This is a genomic window from Streptomyces sp. NPDC001717 (assembly GCF_042892775.1).
Classification (GTDB): Bacteria; Actinomycetota; Actinomycetes; order Streptomycetales; family Streptomycetaceae; genus Streptomyces.
In genome coordinates this window covers 67,952-87,263 of record NZ_JBIAUK010000020.1, presented here as the reverse complement: position 1 = coordinate 87,263, position 19,312 = coordinate 67,952, and the positions used below count along the sequence as shown (strand labels likewise).

The following is a 19,312-nucleotide window of genomic DNA, read 5'->3' as shown; positions in this document are numbered from 1 at the left end:
TCACCGTCGAGCCGGAGGCGACGCACGGGGATCCGGGTGCGGGGTGCGCAGGGCGAGGATGGCCAGGTCGTCGTGGCCGTCGCTGGGGTGGTGATCGGCCAGAGCCTGGACGAACTCCTGCAGCGGCAGGTCGGCGTGGACGGCGGCGAGATCGGCCAGCCGGTCGAGACTCTCGTCGATGGGGTACTCGGGATGTTCGACCAGCCCGTCCGTGAAGAACACCACGGTGGACTCCGGGGGCAGGAAGCGGGAATGGTCGGGGCGGGGCTGCGAGGGGTCCACCCCGAGCGGTACCCCGGGCTCGGCGAAGAGGTACTCCACCGGGCGCCCGGGCGTGATCAGCAGGGGTGGGACGTGACCCGCGGTGCTCCAGTGGAGCCGCCAGCCCGGTTCCTCGGGTTCGATGCGTGCCAGGGTCGTGGTGGTGACGGGGTTGCTCGTGATGGCGTGCAGGGTGCGGTCGAGCTGGGCGAGGACGGTGCTGGGCGGACGGCTCTGGTCGAACAGCAGGGCCCGCAGCATGTTGCGGGTGGAGGCCATGGAGGCGGCGGCCTTCAGGTCGTGACCGACCACGTCGCCGATGACGACCGCCACGGTGTCGTCGCCCAGCGGGATCGCGTCGTACCAGTCCCCGCCGAGTTGGCTGGGCTGGTCGGCGGGACGGTAGATGGCGGCGGCGGTGAAGGGCCGCAGGTCCGGCAGGGTGGGCAGCAGCAGCCGCTGGAACTGCTCGGCTCCCAGGCGCACCCGTTCGAACAGACGGACCTTCTCGATCGCGATGCCGGCGGCACTGGCCAGCGCGACGACGACGTTCTCGTCGTGGACGTCGAAGGGACGTCCGTCGCGCCGCTCGGAGAGGTAGAGGTCACCGTAGATCTCGCCGCGGACGCTGATGGCGACGCCGAGCAGAGTGTGCAGGTGCGGGTGGCCGGACGGGAACCCGGCCGATGACGGATGCTCCGAGATGCTGTCGACCCGCAGCGGTTCGGGGTGGTGGATCAGGTGCCCGAGGACGCCCCGACCGCGGGGCAGGCCCGTCCCGGCCAGATCGGCGCGTTCCCGCTCGGACAGGCCGGCGGTGATGAACTGCTCCAAGTGCTCGCCGGATCCGCCGAGTACGCCCAGTGCCCCGTAGCGGGCGCCGACCAAGTCCATGGCGGTGGTCACGATGCGGTGCAGGACGTCGGGCAGCTCCACCTCCTGACTGATGGACACCACCGCGTCCAGCAGACCCTGCAGACGGTCCATGGCGGCCAGCAGGGAACGGAGTTGCTCGTCGATCCTGGCCAACTCGACGCGCAGGCGCACGTGCAGGTCGGGAAGGTACGGCTGCCCCGGGTGGTTCGCTTCCTCGTTTCCCGCCATCACGAGCGCCCGGCGGCATCCGAGCGGTGCATTCCGGACTCCTGACACGACCCTGATCAATCGGGACCACAGCGTGGCACGGCCGAACAGGCAAAACGGTCATTACTCCGAATGCGGCATGCCACTGCGGGGGCGACCCCCTGCCGACGTACGGCGCCGCGGCGATACTGAAGGTAAGCCGACTGCCGAGGCAGGTCGAAGGGTGGCAGTGATGGACGCACCGGCGCCGGGACCGGGTGAGATGCCCGAGGACCCGTTCGCGCTGCACAATTCCGCCTCGGCGGTACTGGACGACCGCGGCAGGGTCGTCGGCTGGAGCGACCGCGCACAGGAGCACCTCGGCTACCTGCCCGACGAGGTGCTGGGCCGCACGGCCCTGGACTTCCTGTCCGATCCTCGTGACCGGGAGGCGGCCCGGGACGCGGCGGCCGCGTGCGGGCGCGACCGGGGCCGGTCCGGCGTCCTGCACGTCCGGCACCGCAGTGGGCGGCCGGTGGAGCTGGGCTTCCGGGCCCGCCCCGTCATCCGCGCCGGCTCGACCCGCGAGTGGTTCCTCGTCTTCGCCCCGGCGGAGGAGGTGCGCCGGTGGGAAACCGATCGATCGGTCCTGGACGGTCTGTTCCGGCGCTCCCCGATCGGTCTGTCCGTGCACGCCCCCGACCTGAGCATCCTGCGGATCAATCGGGCCCTGGCCAAGTTCACCCAACTCTCCCCGGTGGAGATCCGCAGCCGACGCATCGGCGACTTCCTCATCGGTCCTGACCTGCAGACCATCGAAAGGCGTCTGCGACGGGTACTGGAGACGGGCACCCCCCTGATCTTCACCGAGCAGCCCTGTCGCCTCAGGAGCGACCCCGGCCGGGAGCGGGTGGTCTCGGTGTCGGCGTTCCGGATGGAGGACCCCGGCGGCGAGATCCTCGGGGTCACCCAACTGGTCGAGGACGTCACCGACCGCCACCGGGCGCGACGGCGGCTCGCCCTGCTCAACCGGGCGAGCGCCCTCATCGGGACCACGCTGGATCTCGACCGGACCACCCGGGAGCTGGCCGACGTCGCCGTCCCCGACCTCGCGGACGCGGTCTCGGTGGATCTGCTGGAGTCGGTCGCCCGGGGCGACGAGACCGCCGAGGAGGAGAGCGGAGCCGTCCGCAGAATGGCCGCCCACTCGGTCATGGAAGAGGCGCTGGGGGTGATGTACTCCGTCGGAGAGGTCTTCCACTTCGACCCCCGGACCCCGCAGGCCAGGTGCCTCGCCGAGCAGCAGCCCATCCTCGAACCGGTGCTCCTGAGCAGCCCCGGCTGGTACTTCCGGGATCCGGAGCGCACACGGCGCGCCCTCGGACTGAACGCCCACTCGCTGATCGTCGTACCACTGACGGCCCGCGGTCTGCTCCTCGGCCTGCTGAGCCTGTGGCGGGCCGAGCGGCCCGAGCCGTTCGAGGAGGACGACCTCACGCTCGCGGAGGAATTCGCCGCGCGGGCCGCGCTGTGCATCGACAACGCACGCCGCTACACCCAGCAGCACCAGGCCGCGTTGACGCTGCAGCGCAGTCTGCTGCCGCAGGCGTTGCCCGAGTACAGCGCGGTCGAGGTCGCGCACCTCTACCTGCCGGCCGATCCGGCCACCGGTGTCGGCGGCGACTGGTTCGACGTCATCCCGCTCTCCGGGGCACGCGTCGCCCTGGTCGTCGGCGACGTCGTCGGCCACGGTCTGCACGCCGCGGCCACCATGGGCCGCCTGCGCACCGCCGTGCACACCCTGGCCGGACTCGACTTCGCCCCGGACGAGGTCCTCTCCCACCTGGACGACCTGGTCATGCGCCTGGCAGCCGAGCAGGAGCCTGCCGACGGAGGTTCGCGGGGCCGGCAGATCGTCGGCGCGACCTGCCTCTACGCGGTCTACGATCCCACCTCCCGGCGCTGCACCCTGGCCCGGGCCGGCCACTCGTCCCCCGCCGTCGTGACCGCCGACGGAGCGGTGAGCCTGCCCGACCTCCCCGAGGGGCCGCCGCTCGGGCTCGGCGGACTTCCGTTCGAGTCCGCAGAACTGGAACTCGCCGAGGGAAGTCTGCTGGCGCTGTACACGAACGGTCTGGTCGAGGCGCGCGGCCTCGAACTCGACGAGGGACTCGACCGGCTGCGAGAAGTCCTGTCCCGGCCCGGCCGCACGCTGGAGGAGACCTGCACGGACGTCCAGGCCGCGCTGCTGCCGGAGCACCCACCGGACGACGTCGCGCTGCTCCTCGCCCGCACCCGCGTGTTGGCACCGGAGCGGATCGCGTCCTGGGAACTGCCGGCGGAGCCGGCCGCCGCAGCCCGGGCACGTCACCTGGCGGAGGCCACACTGACGGGGTGGGGCCTGGAGGAGCTGGCCTTCACCGCCGAACTGGTCGTCAGCGAACTGGTCACCAACGCCTACCGCTACGGCGGCGGCGGGCCCGTGACCCTGCGGCTCATCCGCGACCGCAGCCTGATCTGCGAGGTCTCCGACGGCAGCAGCACGGCTCCCCACCTACGACGGGCACGCACCACCGACGAGGGCGGCCGCGGCCTCTTCCTGGTGGCCCAGCTCACCGAACGCTGGGGCACCCGCTACACCCGGGACGGCAAGACCGTCTGGACGGAGTTCCCCCTCACCGCGGACGAGTCGTAGCCGCGAGGCTGTCGGTCAGGGGACAATGCGCCGCAACTACCCTGCTGACATGCGGATTTGAGCCCACGGTTGTGCCCGCTGTACGGTGTCGGCCACTGGGACGAGCAACCCGGGAGCGCGGGAGAGCAACCTGCGCGCACGCAACGCACCATGGGCGACGCCAATCGCCCTCGGGGGCTTCTGTACGCCCCCTGCAGTGCTCTTGCCTGCCGCCACTTCGGGGCAAGAGGCCCGCGCGTCAGCACCACCGTTCCACCCGAGTTCGGGGCCTCCGTCGTCCGCCGATCTCAACGAATCCACCCACGCGGGTGGGCACAGCCATGCGGGCGCTGTGTTCGACAGCGAACCTGTCTTCGTTGAGGTCGTTCGCGCATCGTCCCGCGATGTGGCAGTCCTCCTTCGAAGACGACCGTCTACGTTTGAGGAGGACACGATGCAGGGGTTCATCGAGAATCTCGCCGTCAACGCCCCGTACGGGGTCGTCGCCATCTGCGCCGTCATCGTCACCTGGTTCTGGTACAGCGCGCACACCCTGCGCCTCTCCCTGGCCGACTCGCAGCCGGCGGACCGTCCCGCGATCATCCGGGAGCATGCGAAGATGATCCGCTTCTGGCGCCGCCGCTAGCGATCGACTGCCGGCAGGGCTCGAGCCTTCCGCTGCCTGCCGGCTCCCCCCCCGTGTCACGGGGTCGCGCGCACGAGGACGAGCGAGCCTTCGTACGAGGGCCGGCTGCGCAGCTGTCCGAACTGCTCCTCCCAGGCGCCGGAGCGCAGGTCGTGGCGCAGTGCCTCGTCGAAGCGTGCGCGCACCCCGTCGTCGACGAAGCTCCACGCGGAGCACGCCTGGCGGGCCGCCGGCTCCAGGAGCACCTCCGGCCGGCCGTAGTAGGCCTCGTTGAACCCGTCGGTGCAGTCGAGCGGAATCGGCACGCTCCGCACCGTGCAGGTGCCGCCCAGGGCGGCGGCCAGCTCCTCGACGGGCGGGTAGCGCCGGGCCTCGGTGTCGAGGACCTCCGGCGCGTACCGGTACAGCCAGAAGTCCCGGACCAGTGCGGGATCGCAGGTGAGGATGACCACCGGGCCGCGGGTCACCCGCCGCATCTCGCGCAGTCCGGCCCGTACGTCGGACCACTGGTGCACGCTGAACAACGTCATCGCCGCGTCGAACTCCCCGTCCGCGAACGGCAGGTCCTCGGCCACCGCGTCCACCGCGGGGGCGAGGTGCGCCGGGCGCTGGGCGCGCATCGACTCCGAGGGCTCGACCGCCGTCACGCCGCGCGCCGCGTCCTCGTACGAACCGGCACCGGCGCCGACGTTGAGCACGGAGGCCGCGTCGCCCAGGGCCTCCGCGATGAACCCGGCGATGCGCCGGTCCGGGCGGCGGTAGGAGGAGTACCCGGCGCCGATCGTGCCGTAGTCGACGTCGCCCGCGCTGCCGTCCTCGGTGCGTGCGCTCATGGGATCCGGATCTCCTCGCCTCGGTCGTGCCGCCAGAGTAGGTGAGTCCGGTCGTTCTCGGAGGTGGACTCGGCAGCCCGCCGCCGTCACCCGCCGCTCATCGGGCGGCGTACGTGCGCGCGGTGAGTCTGCGCTCCGCCTGAGGGGCGATGGCCAGGGCGAAGCCGTGGTTGGCGGCGATGGCCCGGGTGTGGTCCGCCGAGAGGGAGCCGTGCCGTTCGAGGGTCAGGGCGGGCAGCGCCGAACGGTCGTGGCCGGTGGCGCGGTGGAAGGACAGCACGGTGGTCGACATCGGCTCGTGATGCGGGTACCGGCGGCGTGCCGCGGCCTCGTCCTCGTGGACCAGGGTGGTGACGCCGGGCTCGTGGCCGAAGTCGGCGATCACACCCGCGGCTTGCCAGTGGGCCGGCTCGTGAACGGCTCCGGTCCGGTGACGGGAGCGGTTCGACGAGGTGACGGACAGCAGGTCCGTGGCCGTCGCTTCGAGCGCCGCGGCGAGGAAGCCGTTGGAGGGGCAGCTGTAGCCGGGCCCGATCAGCTGCACCGTCGCGACCCCGTCCTGGACCGACGTCAGGTGCGCGGGGACGTGCGCGGCGGCAGGGCCCCGGAAACCGAAGGGGCCCAGGGTGAAGAGCTCCTCCACCAGGTCCTGGATCTGCCGCCGCCGGAACTCCGCCGGCAGCCGGCACCAGTCGAAGAGCGACGGCACGTGTTCGCCGATGGTCGTGACGCTGCCGACCTGCCCGGCCGGGCGGCCCTTCATCAGGTTCACGCGCTCGACGACACCCCGGTCGGGGCGTGCCGTGAGCGCGTAGAAATTGCCGAACCCGTGCGCCACCGCCTGGCCCCGGGCCAGGGCCGCCGAGGTACTCGTCACGTCCGCCGCGTTGCCCAGGAACAACTGCCCGGCGACCTTGGCTCGCCCACTCATCTCGGCCTCCCGGCGTGATCGTTTAGACGTCCAACGATCCGTCCGCCCGACGGTCACTTGCCCCGCCCCGCCGATGCCCGACGGGCACCGGCGGCAGCCGGAAATTACCCGGCCCCGGAGCCGCACCCCGCTCTACGATGGCCCGATGTCGACGATCAAGAAGTTCCAAGTCACCTTCGACTGCGCGGAACCGGAGCGCGTGGCCCGCTTCTGGTGCGAGGTGCTGGGGTACGTCGTGCCGCAGCCACCGGAGGGGTTCGACACCTGGGACGACTACCACCGGTCCCTGCCTCCCGAGCGTCAGGGAGCTGGGTTCTCCTGCATGGATCCCACCGGTGAGGGCCCGCGCCTGTACTTCCAGCGCGTCCCCGAAGGCAGGGTCGTCAAGAACCGGGTGCACCTCGACGTACGGGTCGGCACCGGGCTCGTCGGCGAGGAGCGCGTCGCGGCCCTGGAGGCCGAGTGCGCGCGTCTGGTCGCGCTCGGCGCGGTGCGCGTGCAGCTGCTGCGCGCCGATGGCTTCAACGAGTCGTGCCTCGCGATGCAGGACGTCGAGGGCAACGAGTTCTGTCTCGACTGAGTGGCCGCGGGACGGCGCGGGTTCAGGGGGCGATCTCGAACGCGGGGGGTTTCAGGTCCTTCAGGCACGTGGTGTCCGGCGCTGACGGGTCGTCGAAGAAGGAGACGGTGATCTCCTGCGCGCACTTCGACGTCGCGAACACGACGTGGGGTTCGTAGGGGACCGTCACCACGGTCGCGTTGCCCAACGTACGCGCCACGTACGGCCCGTTGTCCGCGCCGGTCTGGGAGTCGAACCCGCCCGAGATGGCGAGCGTGGGGATGTCGCTGCGGGTGACGTCCCGGATCGAGCGCGCCGCCGCGGGCACGTTCCAGGCGGCGCAGTCCTCGCGGAGGAAGGCGAGCTGCGGGGCCTGGGCCTGCACCGAGCGGGGGTACGACGGGAAGGCCTTCTGACCGCCCCGGAGCGCCGCGCCCTGGTCCTCGTACGGTGTCCATTCGCTGCAGAAGACGCCGTAGACGAGCCCGTGGGCCACTCGTCCCATGGCCTGGGGGCTGAGCTTGCCGCCCGCGTACTGCTCGGCGATCCGCTGCGGTTTGCCGTGGGCCAGCTCGTCGATCTCCGCGGGCACCTGCGGCGCGATGTGCGTGGCGGAGGTCATCCAGGTCACCAGTGCGCTGCCGTCCAGTACGACCTTCACCGGCTTCGGCTGTCCGGGGACGGTGACGGTGGTCGTGATCGGCTTGGCCTCCAGTTCACGGACGAGGCGGTCGAAGGTGGCCGACAGGTTCGGATAGCGGCGGTTGCAGGCGGGCTGCTCGGCGCAGGCCTTGAACAGGCCGTCGAAACCCTGCTTGGCGCTGCTCCAGGTCGCGGCCGAGCCCGACCTGGACGGCGGCAGGATGCCGTCGATGCCGACCGACCGGAGCCCTTCGGGGTGCAGGCGCATGTAGACGAGTGCCAGGTGGGTGCCGTAGGAGATGCCGTACACGTTCCAGTTCTTCACGCCGAGCGCGGTCCTCAGGTCCGCGTAGTCGGCGGCGCTCTCGGTGTCGTTGTAGGCACTGAGGTCGATGCCGCGGGCCGCCAGCTCGTCGCGGCAGGCCTTCGTGGCGGCGACGTGCAGCCGTTCGGTGGACGGTGCGTTGGAGACGAGGCCGACGGCGCGGGCGTTGAACTCGTCGATGTTGGGGCAGAGGACGTTCGGCTCGGCCGAGTACGTGCCCCGCTGGGACATGAGGATGAGGTCCCGGTCGCGGTTCAGGCCGCCGTCGACGGCCATCTTCGCCTCGCCGACCGCGTCGTCGCCGGGTCCGCCGGCCAGCCACACGATCGGGTCGGGTGCGGGCTTGGCGGCCCGGGCCGGCACGATCGCGACGCCGAGCCTGATGGTCTTGCCGTTCGGCCTGGCACGGTTCTCGGGCACCGTGAGCGTCCCGCAGCGGGCCCCCTTGAGCTCGGGTACCGGGTCGGCCGTCTTCGGGCAGGGGCCCGGCTCGTAGGTCGCGTCGCCCGCCTTCCCGGCGGTCGTGCCGATCGGTGTTCCGCCGTCGTCCTTGGCCAGGGCGGGCGCGGCGAGCAGACCGGTGACGAGGAGTCCGGTCGCCGCACCGGCGGCCGTGGCGCGGATCCGCCGTGTGGTGCGCCGACGGTCCGGCGTGGGGTGGGAAGCCATCTGTCCTCCCGGTCACTTCGGGGCGATCGTGAACGGCCCTGGCTTGAGGCCGGCCACGCAACGCGTGTCGGGTGCGGTCGGATGGGCGAGGAACGAGGCCAGTACGCTCTGCGCGCACGGCGACTGCGGGACCACCCAGTGCCCGATCCCGGGGATCAGCACGGAGGTGGAGCGGGACAGGGTGCGGGCGGCGTCCCTCGCGTAGCTCGCCCCGGTCTTCATGTCGAAGGAGCCGGCGATGACGAGCGCCGGAACGGAGCTGACGGTGGCCACCCGGTGCCGGGCCGCGTTGCTCGCGACGTTCCAGACCCCGCACACGTCGTACTCGAAGGGCAGCTGCGGTGTCTGGGCCAGGACCGAATCGGGCCAGGTGGGGAAGGCGTCGTGCCCCGCTGCCAGTACCTCGGACCGCGAGGTCCCCGGCACCCACTCGGCGCACGCCACCGACTGCGTCAGTCCGTGCGCCGCCGTGCCGATGGGCTGGACCGAGTCCTTGGCACGGCCTTGCGCGAAGCGCTCCGGGTTGCCCCGGGCGAGCTCGTCGAGGGCCGCCGGGAGGTCCTTCGGCTTCACGTTGAAGCCGACCATCAGGTTCAGCAGCGCGCCCCCGTCGAGGACGACCTTCACCGGGGTTCCGCCGCCGGGCGCAGTGGCGTTCACGGTCAGGGGCTTCGCCTCCAGCCTGCGGACCTGCTCGTTCAGGGTCTTGCGGAGGTCCGGGTAGCGGCTCTTGCAGGCGGGTTCGGCCGCGCACGCGTCAAAGGTGTTGTCGATGCCTTCCCTCGCGCTGCCCCAGCCCCACGGAAGCTTCGTGACCTGCGGTGGGCTGACCGAGTCGATCGCCAGCGAGCGGACCCCCTGCGGGTGCAGGCGCAGGTAGGCGAGGCCGAGGTTCGTGCCGTACGAATAGCCGTAGACGTTCCACTGCGCGATGCCGAGGGCCGTGCGCAGATCGGCGAAGTCGGCGGCGTTCTCGGTGCTGTTGTACGCGCTGAGGTCGGTACCGTCGGCCGTGAGGCGGGCCCGGCACTCCCGGAACGCCTTCAGCATGAGCTGCTTCGCCGCCGGCGCGTCCCAACCGAAGCCGACGGCCTTCTCGTTGAACCGGTCGACCTCCGGGCAGGCGAGGTTCGGCTGGTCGTAGAGGTTTCCGCGCTGGGCCATGACGATCAGCTCGCGGTTTTTGTTCAGACCCGAGCCGATCAGGAAGGGAATGTCGTCGAAGGCGTCGCCGCCGGGACCGCCCGCCATGAACACCACCGGGTCCGGAGCGGGCTTCGCCGAGGCGGACTTGATGACCGCCACGGCCAGCTTGATCGTCCGTCCGCCGGGGCGGGAGCGGTTCTCGGGGACCACCAGGAACCCGCACCGCGCCGTGGCCAGCGCCTCGATCGGCTCGGGGGTCTTCGGACAGGCGCCGGGCACGAACCGTGGCGGAGGGGTCGGGCCGGGCCCGGCGGGCCGACCGGGGGAGGGGACGGCACCGGCGGGCGTCGGGCCGAGTGCTGCCAGACAAGCCAGCGCGGCCGCGGCGGCTGCCGCGTTGACTCGGTGCAGTGTCATGGGATTCCGTTCCTGTGCCGGCGTCGTGCGGCGGCCCCGGAGGGGCCGCGCCGCAGCGGTGGGGGCGGAACGCGCGCATTTCGACGGTACCGGCAGGTGCGGACGTACGCACTCCGGCGGCCGCGCACTGGTTGCGCGGTGCGATCACATGACGGAAGGCCCGGGCGTCAGAGGTCCTGGACGCGCCGGAAGGGCCGATCGGCCTCCAGCTCGAACGCGACCTCCAGCAGTTTGCGCTCGGCGCCCGGACGGCCGGAGAACATGACGCCGATGGGCAGCCCGTCCTCCGTCGCGCTCGCCGCCGGCACCGAGATCGACGGGGTGCCGACCACGTTGTTGACCGGTGTGAACGCCACGTACGCGAGGATCCGTTCGATCAGCGTCGGGTACGGAACGGTCGGGCTGAGGTGGCCGATCGGCGGCGTGGTGTGGGCGAGCACGGGCGACAGCACCAGGTCGAGCCCGCGGAACGACGCCGCGTACGCCTGCTTGGTGCGCTTCAGCCGCCGCAGCACGCCGGGCGTGCGCCGCCACTTGCCCAGGTACTCCTCGCGCAGCCCCCGGCTCAGGCCGTCCATGCGGTGCCGGTCGAAGTCCGAGCCGAGGGTGCGGCCCGTGACGCCGAGGAGGAACGACAGCATGCCCCAGTACGTGAGGAAGTCGTCGGTGAAACTCGGGTCGAGGCCCAGTTCCACCGGCTGGACGGTGTGGCCGAGCCGTTCGAGCGTCGCCACGGTCTCCGTGACCGCCGCCCGGGTGGCGTCGTCGGAGTGGACGCCGTTCGGCGAGTCCAGCAGGAAGCCGATGCGCAGCCGTTGTCCCGAGGAGCCTTCGACCAGGCCCAGCGGCGGCAGCGCGGGGTTCTTCCAATACGTCTCGGCGGCCGCGAGGAAGGCGGCGGCGTCCCGGACCGAGCGGCTCACGATCCCGTCGGAGATCAGGTCGAGCGGCAGTTGGCGGCTCTGGGCGTTCGCCACGACCCGACCGCGGGTGGGCTTGAGGCCGACGAGCCCGCAGCAGGCCGCGGGTATGCGTATCGAGCCGCCGCCGTCGTTGGCGTGCGCGATGGGCACCGCCCCGGCCGCGACGAGCGCCGCGCTGCCGCCCGACGAGCCACCGGCGGAGAAGCCCGTGTGCCACGGGTTGCGCACCGGTTCGGCACCCTCGTACTCGGTGGTCGGGCTGAACCCGAACTCGGGCAGCCGGGTCTTGCCCAGCACCGTGACCCCGCTGCTGAGGAACTGCCGGGCGAACGGCGCGTGGCGCCGGGCCGCGCCCGGGCGGAAGGCGGCGCTCCCGTGGCCCGTGGGCAGCCCCTGGTAGTCCGTGTTGTCCTTGACGAAGGTGGGCACGCCGGCGAAGGCTCCGCCCGTGTCCGTGGCGGGCGCGGGGGATTCCACGTACGCCTGGACCGCGCCCAGCCGTGCCTCGACCGCCCGGACCCGCTCCTGCGCGTCCCGGGCCGCCTCGGCGGCGGACACCTCGCCGCGCCGGATCGCCGCGGCGAGACCGACGGCGTCGTGCTCTCCCAGGGCGTCGTCCCGGAAGGCGTGCACCATGGTCCGTTCGTCGAAAGTCGTCACCGCTGCTCAGCCCCCGGCCGTGTGGATGGTCGCCCTGCCATCATTGCCTACCGCCGGGTAACCCGCGAGTGATTCCGGAGGATGCCGAGCACCTTTTCGACCCCGGATCAGGGGTTCGGGGCGTCCTCGGAGCGGATGGCGCTGCGGACGCCCGTGATGACCGTGACGGTCAGGCACAGGGCGATGACGGTCTCCGCCCACAGGAAGGCGAACCAGTCCAGCACGGAACCGATCGGGGGCGAGCCGGGGGCGGTGTTCCGGAACGCCGCGAGGGCGAACAGGGTGGCGGCCATCCAGGCGAGAGCGGGCCAGACCAGGCCCGAATCGTGGGTCATCAGGTACCAGGACCCGATGATCACGGACGCCGCCAGCGCCCACATCACGATCATCATGAACACGGCGAAGACGAGCAGGCTGCCCGACCGGAACACGTCCAGGCCCACGAGGGCCCCGCGCTGGGTGGGCACGGGGGTCGCGTCGATGGCGAAGAGCGTGTCGTTGTTGGAGAACATCATCCGCACCGGCACTTCCCGGCCCCCCACCTGCGCCGCGAAGCCGATGTCGGTCTGGTAGGCGTCGAACGGGTAGTCGCTGATCGATCCGCCCGTCATGGCGACCTGTACGTCCTTGGTCGCGAGCCGCTCGTGCGCCTTGAAGGCCAGGTCGCCGACGGTGGCCTCGGTGGTCTGGAGGCTGAGGTCGGCCACCGGGGAGACCCCGTCCTCCTCGCCGAGGGACCCGCGGGGGACGACCCGGACCCGCAGGACCAGTTCCCTGGCCGCGGCGTCGACCCGCTGGATCGTGGCCTCCACGTCCACCCGGTCGGCGGCCGAGGATCCGACGGTGTGGATCTTGTCGTTCGCCTGCCGCTCGGAGAACTGCAGCCACGACCCCACGCCCACCGCCGCCACGATCAGTACCGCGATGGGGAGCAGGACGGGCAGGAGCGAGGTCCGGGAGCGGCGCGGGCGGGTGGGGTCCGCGGGTGGGGTCATGCTGACTCCGGCGAGGTGGGAAGGGCGACGGGCTCGCCGTCTCCTCGGGATGCGTGGCGGTGGCCGCAGGCCGATCCTCGTCGACGGGGCCGGGGATCCGCCGCATCCGGGGCGGGTGTGTCGGCCGGGGTCCGCCTTCCCGGGGCGTCCGCCCGAGGGGTCGGAGTGTCGGCCGCCGTTCGCGCGCCCCGGCGGGTCAGCCGGCGTCGGGCTCGCCCCGTCGTACCGCGTCGTGGGCGGCCAGCGCGGCGTGCAGGGTGAGCAGGTCGGCGCCCCGGGCCGCGTCCAGGCCGGTCAGCTCCGTCGCCCTGCGCAGGCGGTAGTCCACCGTGTTGCGGTGGACCTGGAGCCGGGCGGCGGCCCGGCGCCGGTCGAGGCCGCAGGCGAGGAAGGTGCGCAGGGTGTCGAGCAGCTCCGGGCGCCCGGCCAGCGGGCCGAGCAGCGCCGCGAGCCGGTCCCGGGCCGGGCTCGGGCGGCTCAACTGGTACTCCAGCAGCACGTCCTCGAGCAGGTACAGCCCGGGCCCCCGGCCGGACGCCTCCGCGACCTTCCGCACCTCGCCGACCATCCGGGCGGCGTCCGCGACACCCTCCGGCGCGGCCGCGGCCGCCGCCACCAGCAGCTCGGCACCGCACATCAGACCGAGTTGCTCGACCAGCCGGGTGAGTCGCTCCCGGTCCGCGGCGGCGAAGTCCGCGGCCGGCCCCTCGTACGGGATCAGCACCAGCCCGCCGTCGTCGGAGAGCACGGACAGCGGGACGCCCGGGGTCTGGCGCTGCAATTCGTTGCGCAGTCGCCGGAGTTTGCGGCGGGCGGCGACGGAATGGTTGACGCCGGGCCGCAGCTCGTCCGGGTGCGGTCCCATGGCGATGCGGAGGACCAGGTAGGAGGGCGGCAGCCGGATGCCGGCCCGGTCGGCCGCCGCCTGCGGGTCCCCGCCCTCCAGGAGCCGGGACAGCAGGGACTGCCGGGCGACCTGCTCGTCGCCGAGGGCCGCCTGCCGCTCCTGTACGTATCCCGCCGCGACCGCGCAGCTGACGAGCCGGAGGTAGCCGAGCAACCGTCGCTGGACCAGCAGCACGTCCGCCAGGTCGTCCGGCCCGGCCGTCGCGAGGACCTGGGCCGCGCACTCCTCCGCCCCGAAGTGGTAGGCGCCGACGACGGCTTCCAGCGGTACGCCCTCGTCGGCGCGCCGGGCCGACGACTCGCTGATCCTCGCCAGCTCGGACTCCTCCGGCAGCTCGCCGCCGCGCAGCACCCGGATGAAGGCCCGGATGCCCCTGTCCACTTCCTTGGTGATCTCGCCGCGGAGCTGTTCCGACGGCAGCGCTCCGTAGGCGGGCAGCTGCTCGACGAGCCGGGCCATCACGGTGGGGGCGAGCGTCGGGGCGGCGGCCAGGAGCCGCTTGTGGACCGGTACGCCGCCGAACTGCGGCCCCTCGTCGCCTCCCACGGCTTTGGGTGCGGTCACAATCCACCTCGCGAATCTCTGTGGTGCGACCCGGAGACACGGCCCCCAAACGCCACCATTCTGTTTTCCGGGACGTTACTTACTAGTTGGTAACACGCCCGCCCGGTGGACCGCCAGCCGCGATCGGAGCCCGACCGCAACCTCCACCGGATCCCCACGCCCCCACCCGCAGCGGAGGACCGCCGTGCTCGCGACCAGAAACGCTGTTCGTCTCCTGGCCACCGCCCTCGTCACCGCGATGGCCGTCACCGCCGCCCCCGCGGCCACGGCCGCCGAGGTCACGTCGTCGAGCGCCACCGCCGGCGACTCGTTCTACAGGTACACCGGCAGCGAACCCCTCGCCTCGCTCGCGCCGGGCACCGTGCTGAAGACGCGGACGCTCCAGTACCACCTCGTGGGCCTTCCCACGCCGGTCAAGGCGATCCAGCTGCTCTACCGCACGACCGACGCGCAGGGCCGTCCGTCCGCCAACGTGACCACCGTGGTGCGCAGTCTGACGGGCGACGGCGGCAAGGCGGTGTCCTACCAATCGTTCTACGATTCGCTCGACCCGGAGCACGGCCCCTCCCGGGCCATCGCGGGCGACGTCAGCCTGGGCGGCGCCATCGCGAACGCCGAGTCCCTCTTCCTCGCTCCGCTGCTCCTCCAGGGCTACAACCTCGTCATCCCCGACACCGAGGGACAGACCGCGAACTTCGCGGCCGGCCCGGAGTACGCGACCAACACGCTGGACTCGATCCGCGCCGCGACCAGGTCCGCGGAGACCGGCATGAACCAGGACACCCGGTTCGGGCTGATGGGGTACTCGGGCGGCGCCATCGCGACCAACTGGGCGGCCGCCCTCGCACCGACCTACGCGCCCGAGGTCAACGCGAAGCTCGTGGGATTCGCCGAGGGCGGTCTGCTCGTGGACCCGGCGCACAACCTCAAGTACGTGGACGGTTCCCTCGTGTGGACGGGCGTCATCCCCATGGCGCTCATCGGCGTCTCCCGCTCGTACGGCATCGACCTGAAGCCCTACCTGAACGACTACGGGGTGGGGGTCTACGAGAAGCTGGAGCGCGGCTCGATCGTCGACGCACTGGGCCACTACCCCGGGCTGACCTGGAAGAAGATGGCGAAGTCGCAGTACGCCGACCCGAATTCGGTACCGGCTTTCGTCGACGCGGTGAACAGGATCAACCTCGGCTCGGCGCCCACCCCGTCCGTCCCGGGATTCATCGCCCAGGGCAACGGGGGAGTCTTGGAGGGGACCTTTGGCAACCGTCCGGGCATCGGTACCGGTGACGGCGTCATGGTCGCCGGAGACGTCCGGACACTCGCCCGGCAGTACTGCTCCACCGGCAACGGAGCCATCGAGTACCAGCAGTTCGACCTGCTCAGCCACGTCGGCGTGCCCGTCGTCTGGGCGCCCCTCGCGATGGGCTGGATGAACGACCGGTTCGCGGGCAGGACCGCCCCGTCCGACTGCGGCCGCATCCCCGCGGGCAACTCCCTGGCGCCGGAGAAGCAGGTGCCCGCGTCCTGATGCCGCGCGCGACCCCGGGGCCCCGCCGCCGCGTCCGATGCGGCGGCGGGGCTCCGGGCGGGCGGGGTCAGGACACCATGGAGGCGTCGGCCACCTCGGTCAGCCTGACCGTGCACAGACCGCCGCGCTCGCTCTTCACGTCCGTCACCTTGAGCTGCGTGCCCGGCGCGAGGATGTACTCCTCCTCCCCGGTGAAGGCGGAGAAGTTCCGGATCCCGACCGCCTGGGAGGGCGTCACCTCGAAGAGGGTCCGCTTGCCCCGGCTGCCCAGGAAGGACCGGGCCACCTTCAGCTCGGAGGTGCAGGAGGAGACGCCCCACCAGGTCACCGTGCGGCCCACCGGGTACTGCGACCGCAGGTCCAGCGACACACCGCGCCACAGCGGCTGCGTGTGGGCGGGCAGCCCCGACATCGCCGAGAACAGCAGCCGCAGGTACGGCAGGTAGGGCGTGACCCTGGTGCGGTCCGGGGAGCGCAGCACGGCGTTGATCTCCCGGTAGAAGGCGGACTCGCAGGTGTAGAGGTAGAGCGCGGCGATCGCGTCGGCGGACAGGCCGACGGTCGTCTCGTCCGCCCTCCGCTTGCCGAAGTCCCGTGACCGGTCGATGTGTCCGGCGATCCCGGACAGCGCCTCGGCCACCGGGGCGACGGCGTCCTGGAAGTCCATCAGCGGGGTGTCGAACACCCCGGTGATCGCGGGGAGGACCAGGCCCTCGTCCTTGACGCTGGTGAGTCGCTCCAGGTAGAGCTGGTGCAGGTTCATGGTCGACTCGATGAAGGCGCCCATGCGTGCCGCGACACCCCCGTCCCCGCCGCCCGTGGAGGCAGCCGCCTCGTTCCACCCCTTGCTCGGGAGCCAGTCGATCCCGTCGACGCCCAGCGAGGTGAGGGCCTCGTTGACCATCGCGAAGTGGTCGCCCTCGCAGAAGATGTCGCCCTGCGCCGCCGGGTTCGCGTGGTCGATGTGCCGGACCTCGACGTCCGGGTACTTCTCCTGGAGCCGCAGGACCACCTTCTTCAGGCTGCGGGCGTGCGCTCCCCACCACGCGAACACGACCCCGCGGTCCTCCTCGTCGGCCTCCTGCTTGGCCTTGAGGATCTCCTCGACGATCCGTTCGGCCACGGGCCGCCAGAACGCCGTGTGCTGGTCGGCGCCCATCGCACCGTCGCCGCTGGCGGTCAGCGAGGCGTTCAGCAGCAGCACGCCCTGGGTCAGCATCGCCTGGAACCACTCGGGCGGCTGGACCGTCTCGCGCTCCTTCAGCAGCGCGCGCACGTCGGCGATGGGCGTCTTCTTGGCGATGCCGTACTTCCACATCGCCGCCGCCTTGATGATGCAGCGGATGCTGACGACCCGGCCGAACTGGCTGTCCTTCCAGTCGTTGAAGGTGTTGTCGAACATGGCGATGCCGGTCGCGCTCTCCGGGCGCGGGTACGGGTTCTGACCGAAGACGACGACCTTCCACTTGTGCGGCGGGTTGGGCTTCAGCGCCTGGAAGGTCAGTTCGCGGACCGGGACGACCTCGGGGCTGCGGCCCTTCCCGATGAACCGGGCCGCGTCCGGCCGCGCCTCGATGACGGGCTTCAGGAGCGGGAGCCAGGGCTCACCGCCCCCGTCGAAGAGTTCGGCGAGGGCCAGTGGGTCGTCGGTGACGGGTTGGGCCGGGTCCTGGGCCTGTGCGGGTGCCGGTGCGACCGCCGGTTCGGGTGTCGCTTCCGGTGCCGGTGCCGGTGCCGGTGCCGGTGCCGGTGCCGGGGCCGTGGCCGCCGGGGCCGCGGTCTGCGGCGGCACGATCCGCACCCGCTGCTCGACCGGGGCGTCCTCGATGCCGTCCAGCTGCGCGGTGATCGTGGCGCGCAACTCGTCGTCGTCTTCGAACCAGTGGTCGTGGAAGAGCGTGTAGCCGGTCCACATCAGGTTCGCGCACACCCTGGCCGGAACCCGGCCGGTCTGCGCGCCCATCCCGACCAGCGCCACGGAGCGGATGCTGCCCGGCTGCTCGCGGTTCTGCCGGTGCACGGCCTGGAACGCGGCGGCGCACGCCAGGGCCACGTTCAGCGTGGCACTCACGTTCTGCGAGGACCGCACCATCGTCGGCGTCGAGATCAGGTACCGGGGGACGGTCGCCCCCGACGGGACGCAGACCGCGCTGCCCACCGGGAGGGTGCCCGCGAACCGGTCGCGGATCGCGCGCTGCACCCGCAGCTGGATGCCGGATCCGAGGTGCCGCTTGATGACCGCGTCGACCCCGCCGTCCATCCGGCCACGGGAGTTCGTCGGCGTGACCCAGGCGTCGACGTCCTCGTCGAGGATCGAGCCCCGGCGGATCTCGATGCCGGGGGTGTCCGCGAACGCCGCCCGCCACGCCTCCACCACACGCTCGTTGACGTCTGTCAGTACAACCCTGAGCACGGGCTGGAGACTGCTCTCGGTCATCGTCCACTCCTGTCGGAAACGGCTTCGGCAACAACTCGAACCTAGCCGCCACCACTGACAACGCCGCTCCGGCAGGGGGACGATGACCTGCCGTCATGACTCCGCGTCACAGCCGCCAGTACGTACCCGCACGGGAATCGACGTGCACCACGTGCCGGCCGACGCGCACCACGTGATGGTCCCCACCGGACCAGGAACCGGCGGCCCCGTCGGCGCCGGGCAGCGGGGTCCAGACCTCCAGGAAGGTGCTGCCGTCGGGGTTGGTGCCCCGCTCGACGAGGTTCGCGCCCTCCCGCCGGAAGGTCCCGGCGTCCTCGCCGGGCTCGCCCGTCAGGTGGCGGAAGTGCACCTGTGAACCGTCGAAGGAGGTCGTACCGGCGAAGCCCCGGCTGTCGGCGTAGTACGGGCCCGCCTGCAGCCACACCACCTCGCGGTCCTCCAGGAGGGGCCCGCCGTCGCGGCTGATGCCGCGGCGCAGCCAGGCGCCGTGCTCGGGCACCGGGATGCCGGGCCCGCCCGCGAACCGGTCCGTCGGCTGCCGGCGCTCAGCCACGGTCGGCGTCGGGGTCGTCCACGGCCAGGAGGGTCAGCGGTACGTTGCCGCGCACCGCCTGCGAGTACGGGCAGACCGCGTCCGCACGGTGCAGCAGGGGCTGGAGGTCCGCCGCCCGCCACCCCGGGAGGCTGACGGTGAGGGCCACCGCGAGGCCGTAGCCCGCGGGGGTGTCCGTGGTGCCGAGCTGTACTTCGCAGGCCACGCGCGCGGCGGAGGCGTCCGCCCCGAACTCGGCGGCGACCTCCGCGAGCGCGGAGGTGAAGCAGGCCGCGAAACCGGCCGCGAACAGCTGCTCCGGGTTGGTGGTGCCGGGCACCTTCTTGCGCGGCGGGGCCAGGCGGACGTCCAGACGCCCGTCGTCCGTGCGGACGGAGCCGGTGCGGCCCCCGTCGGCGTGCGCGGTCGTCCGGTACAGGCTGCGGGTGAGTGGCACGGTCATGGCGTACGGCCCATCTTGCTCGACGAGGACGCTGCCGCGGGCGCGGACAGCGGTCGGCGCCGCTGCTGCGGCACCTCGCGCGTCGTCGTGCGTAACCGGGTACGGCGCATCTCGTCCGGGGCCTCGCAAGGCCGCCGG

The 19,312-nt window shown here is 72.1% G+C and carries 15 protein-coding genes and 1 riboswitch; of the genes, 4 read left to right on the top strand and 11 right to left on the bottom strand.

What is annotated here, in order from left to right:
• Positions 1-1,365 carry a PP2C family protein-serine/threonine phosphatase gene (locus ACFYZL_RS27185; protein WP_388682548.1) on the bottom strand — a complete coding sequence of 455 codons (1,365 nt, stop codon included), beginning with the start codon at positions 1,363-1,365 and terminating at the stop codon, positions 1-3.
• A gap of 211 nt (positions 1,366-1,576) precedes the next feature.
• Between ACFYZL_RS27185 and ACFYZL_RS27180 the strand changes: the two genes are divergently transcribed.
• Both ACFYZL_RS27180 and ACFYZL_RS27175 read left to right on the top strand, forming a co-directional pair.
• Positions 1,577-4,018: a SpoIIE family protein phosphatase gene (locus ACFYZL_RS27180; protein WP_388682546.1), complete on the top strand. Its 2,442-nt coding sequence runs from the start codon at positions 1,577-1,579 to the stop codon at positions 4,016-4,018.
• Positions 4,019-4,451: 433 nt separating this feature from the next.
• Positions 4,452-4,643, top strand: a complete 192-nt coding sequence (locus ACFYZL_RS27175; RefSeq protein WP_388682544.1) for a hypothetical protein — start codon at positions 4,452-4,454, stop codon at positions 4,641-4,643.
• Between the two features lie 56 nt (positions 4,644-4,699).
• On the opposite strand, the gene ACFYZL_RS27170 is transcribed toward ACFYZL_RS27175, so the two are convergent.
• A complete protein-coding gene (locus tag ACFYZL_RS27170) occupies positions 4,700-5,476 on the bottom strand; it encodes a class I SAM-dependent methyltransferase (protein WP_388682541.1) in 777 nt (258 codons plus the stop codon).
• A 97-nt stretch (positions 5,477-5,573) separates the two neighbouring features.
• Positions 5,574-6,407 carry a hypothetical protein gene (locus ACFYZL_RS27165; protein ID WP_388682539.1) on the bottom strand — a complete coding sequence of 278 codons (834 nt, stop codon included), beginning with the start codon at positions 6,405-6,407 and terminating at the stop codon, positions 5,574-5,576.
• A 145-nt stretch (positions 6,408-6,552) separates the two neighbouring features.
• Between ACFYZL_RS27165 and ACFYZL_RS27160 the strand changes: the two genes are divergently transcribed.
• Positions 6,553-6,987 (top strand): VOC family protein, encoded by a 435-nt coding sequence (locus ACFYZL_RS27160; RefSeq protein WP_388682536.1) that lies wholly within the window; start codon positions 6,553-6,555, stop codon positions 6,985-6,987.
• Positions 6,988-7,009: 22 nt separating this feature from the next.
• On the opposite strand, the gene ACFYZL_RS27155 is transcribed toward ACFYZL_RS27160, so the two are convergent.
• The 5 genes from ACFYZL_RS27155 to ACFYZL_RS27135 form a co-directional block, all read right to left on the bottom strand.
• A complete protein-coding gene (locus tag ACFYZL_RS27155; protein ID WP_384750915.1) occupies positions 7,010-8,602 on the bottom strand; it encodes an alpha/beta fold hydrolase in 1,593 nt (530 codons plus the stop codon).
• Between the two features lie 12 nt (positions 8,603-8,614).
• Positions 8,615-10,165 carry an alpha/beta fold hydrolase gene (locus tag ACFYZL_RS27150; RefSeq protein ID WP_388682533.1) on the bottom strand — a complete coding sequence of 517 codons (1,551 nt, stop codon included), beginning with the start codon at positions 10,163-10,165 and terminating at the stop codon, positions 8,615-8,617.
• 167 nt (positions 10,166-10,332) lie between these two features.
• Positions 10,333-11,748 (bottom strand): amidase, encoded by a 1,416-nt coding sequence (locus ACFYZL_RS27145; RefSeq protein ID WP_388682531.1) that lies wholly within the window; start codon positions 11,746-11,748, stop codon positions 10,333-10,335.
• 107 nt (positions 11,749-11,855) lie between these two features.
• Positions 11,856-12,743 carry a DUF4436 family protein gene (locus ACFYZL_RS27140; protein ID WP_384750906.1) on the bottom strand — a complete coding sequence of 296 codons (888 nt, stop codon included), beginning with the start codon at positions 12,741-12,743 and terminating at the stop codon, positions 11,856-11,858.
• Between the two features lie 196 nt (positions 12,744-12,939).
• Positions 12,940-14,214: a PucR family transcriptional regulator gene (locus ACFYZL_RS27135; protein WP_388682527.1), complete on the bottom strand. Its 1,275-nt coding sequence runs from the start codon at positions 14,212-14,214 to the stop codon at positions 12,940-12,942.
• Between the two features lie 238 nt (positions 14,215-14,452).
• On the opposite strand from ACFYZL_RS27135, the gene ACFYZL_RS27130 reads away from it, so the two are divergent.
• Complete coding sequence (locus ACFYZL_RS27130) at positions 14,453-15,742, top strand: lipase family protein (protein WP_384752051.1); 1,290 nt, start codon at positions 14,453-14,455, stop codon at positions 15,740-15,742.
• A 67-nt stretch (positions 15,743-15,809) separates the two neighbouring features.
• On the opposite strand, the gene ACFYZL_RS27125 is transcribed toward ACFYZL_RS27130, so the two are convergent.
• The 3 genes from ACFYZL_RS27125 to ACFYZL_RS27115 all read right to left on the bottom strand — a co-directional run bounded on the left by ACFYZL_RS27125 (position 15,810) and on the right by ACFYZL_RS27115 (position 19,174).
• Positions 15,810-18,179 (bottom strand): ADP-ribosyltransferase domain-containing protein, encoded by a 2,370-nt coding sequence (locus ACFYZL_RS27125; protein WP_388682525.1) that lies wholly within the window; start codon positions 18,177-18,179, stop codon positions 15,810-15,812.
• A gap of 106 nt (positions 18,180-18,285) precedes the next feature.
• Complete coding sequence (locus ACFYZL_RS27120; RefSeq protein ID WP_384752037.1) at positions 18,286-18,732, bottom strand: hypothetical protein; 447 nt, start codon at positions 18,730-18,732, stop codon at positions 18,286-18,288.
• A complete protein-coding gene (locus ACFYZL_RS27115; RefSeq protein WP_384752034.1) occupies positions 18,725-19,174 on the bottom strand; it encodes an Ohr family peroxiredoxin in 450 nt (149 codons plus the stop codon). Before ACFYZL_RS27115 ends, ACFYZL_RS27120 begins: the two co-directional genes overlap by 8 nt.
• A 76-nt stretch (positions 19,175-19,250) precedes the next feature.
• Positions 19,251-19,310, bottom strand: a riboswitch (guanidine-III (ykkC-III) riboswitch).
• Positions 19,311-19,312: the final 2 nt, after the last annotated feature.

Coding starts and splice junctions, on each gene's coding strand:
- ACFYZL_RS27185 (WP_388682548.1), bottom strand. CDS start 1,365: ATGGCGGGAAACGAGGAAGCGAACCACCCGGGGCAGCCGTACCTTCCC.
- ACFYZL_RS27180 (WP_388682546.1), top strand. CDS start 1,577: ATGGACGCACCGGCGCCGGGACCGGGTGAGATGCCCGAGGACCCGTTC.
- ACFYZL_RS27175 (WP_388682544.1), top strand. CDS start 4,452: ATGCAGGGGTTCATCGAGAATCTCGCCGTCAACGCCCCGTACGGGGTC.
- ACFYZL_RS27170 (WP_388682541.1), bottom strand. CDS start 5,476: ATGAGCGCACGCACCGAGGACGGCAGCGCGGGCGACGTCGACTACGGC.
- ACFYZL_RS27165 (WP_388682539.1), bottom strand. CDS start 6,407: ATGAGTGGGCGAGCCAAGGTCGCCGGGCAGTTGTTCCTGGGCAACGCG.
- ACFYZL_RS27160 (WP_388682536.1), top strand. CDS start 6,553: ATGTCGACGATCAAGAAGTTCCAAGTCACCTTCGACTGCGCGGAACCG.
- ACFYZL_RS27155 (WP_384750915.1), bottom strand. CDS start 8,602: ATGGCTTCCCACCCCACGCCGGACCGTCGGCGCACCACACGGCGGATC.
- ACFYZL_RS27150 (WP_388682533.1), bottom strand. CDS start 10,165: ATGACACTGCACCGAGTCAACGCGGCAGCCGCCGCGGCCGCGCTGGCT.
- ACFYZL_RS27140 (WP_384750906.1), bottom strand. CDS start 12,743: ATGACCCCACCCGCGGACCCCACCCGCCCGCGCCGCTCCCGGACCTCG.
- ACFYZL_RS27130 (WP_384752051.1), top strand. CDS start 14,453: ATGGCCGTCACCGCCGCCCCCGCGGCCACGGCCGCCGAGGTCACGTCG.
- ACFYZL_RS27125 (WP_388682525.1), bottom strand. CDS start 18,179: ATGACCGAGAGCAGTCTCCAGCCCGTGCTCAGGGTTGTACTGACAGAC.
- ACFYZL_RS27115 (WP_384752034.1), bottom strand. CDS start 19,174: ATGACCGTGCCACTCACCCGCAGCCTGTACCGGACGACCGCGCACGCC.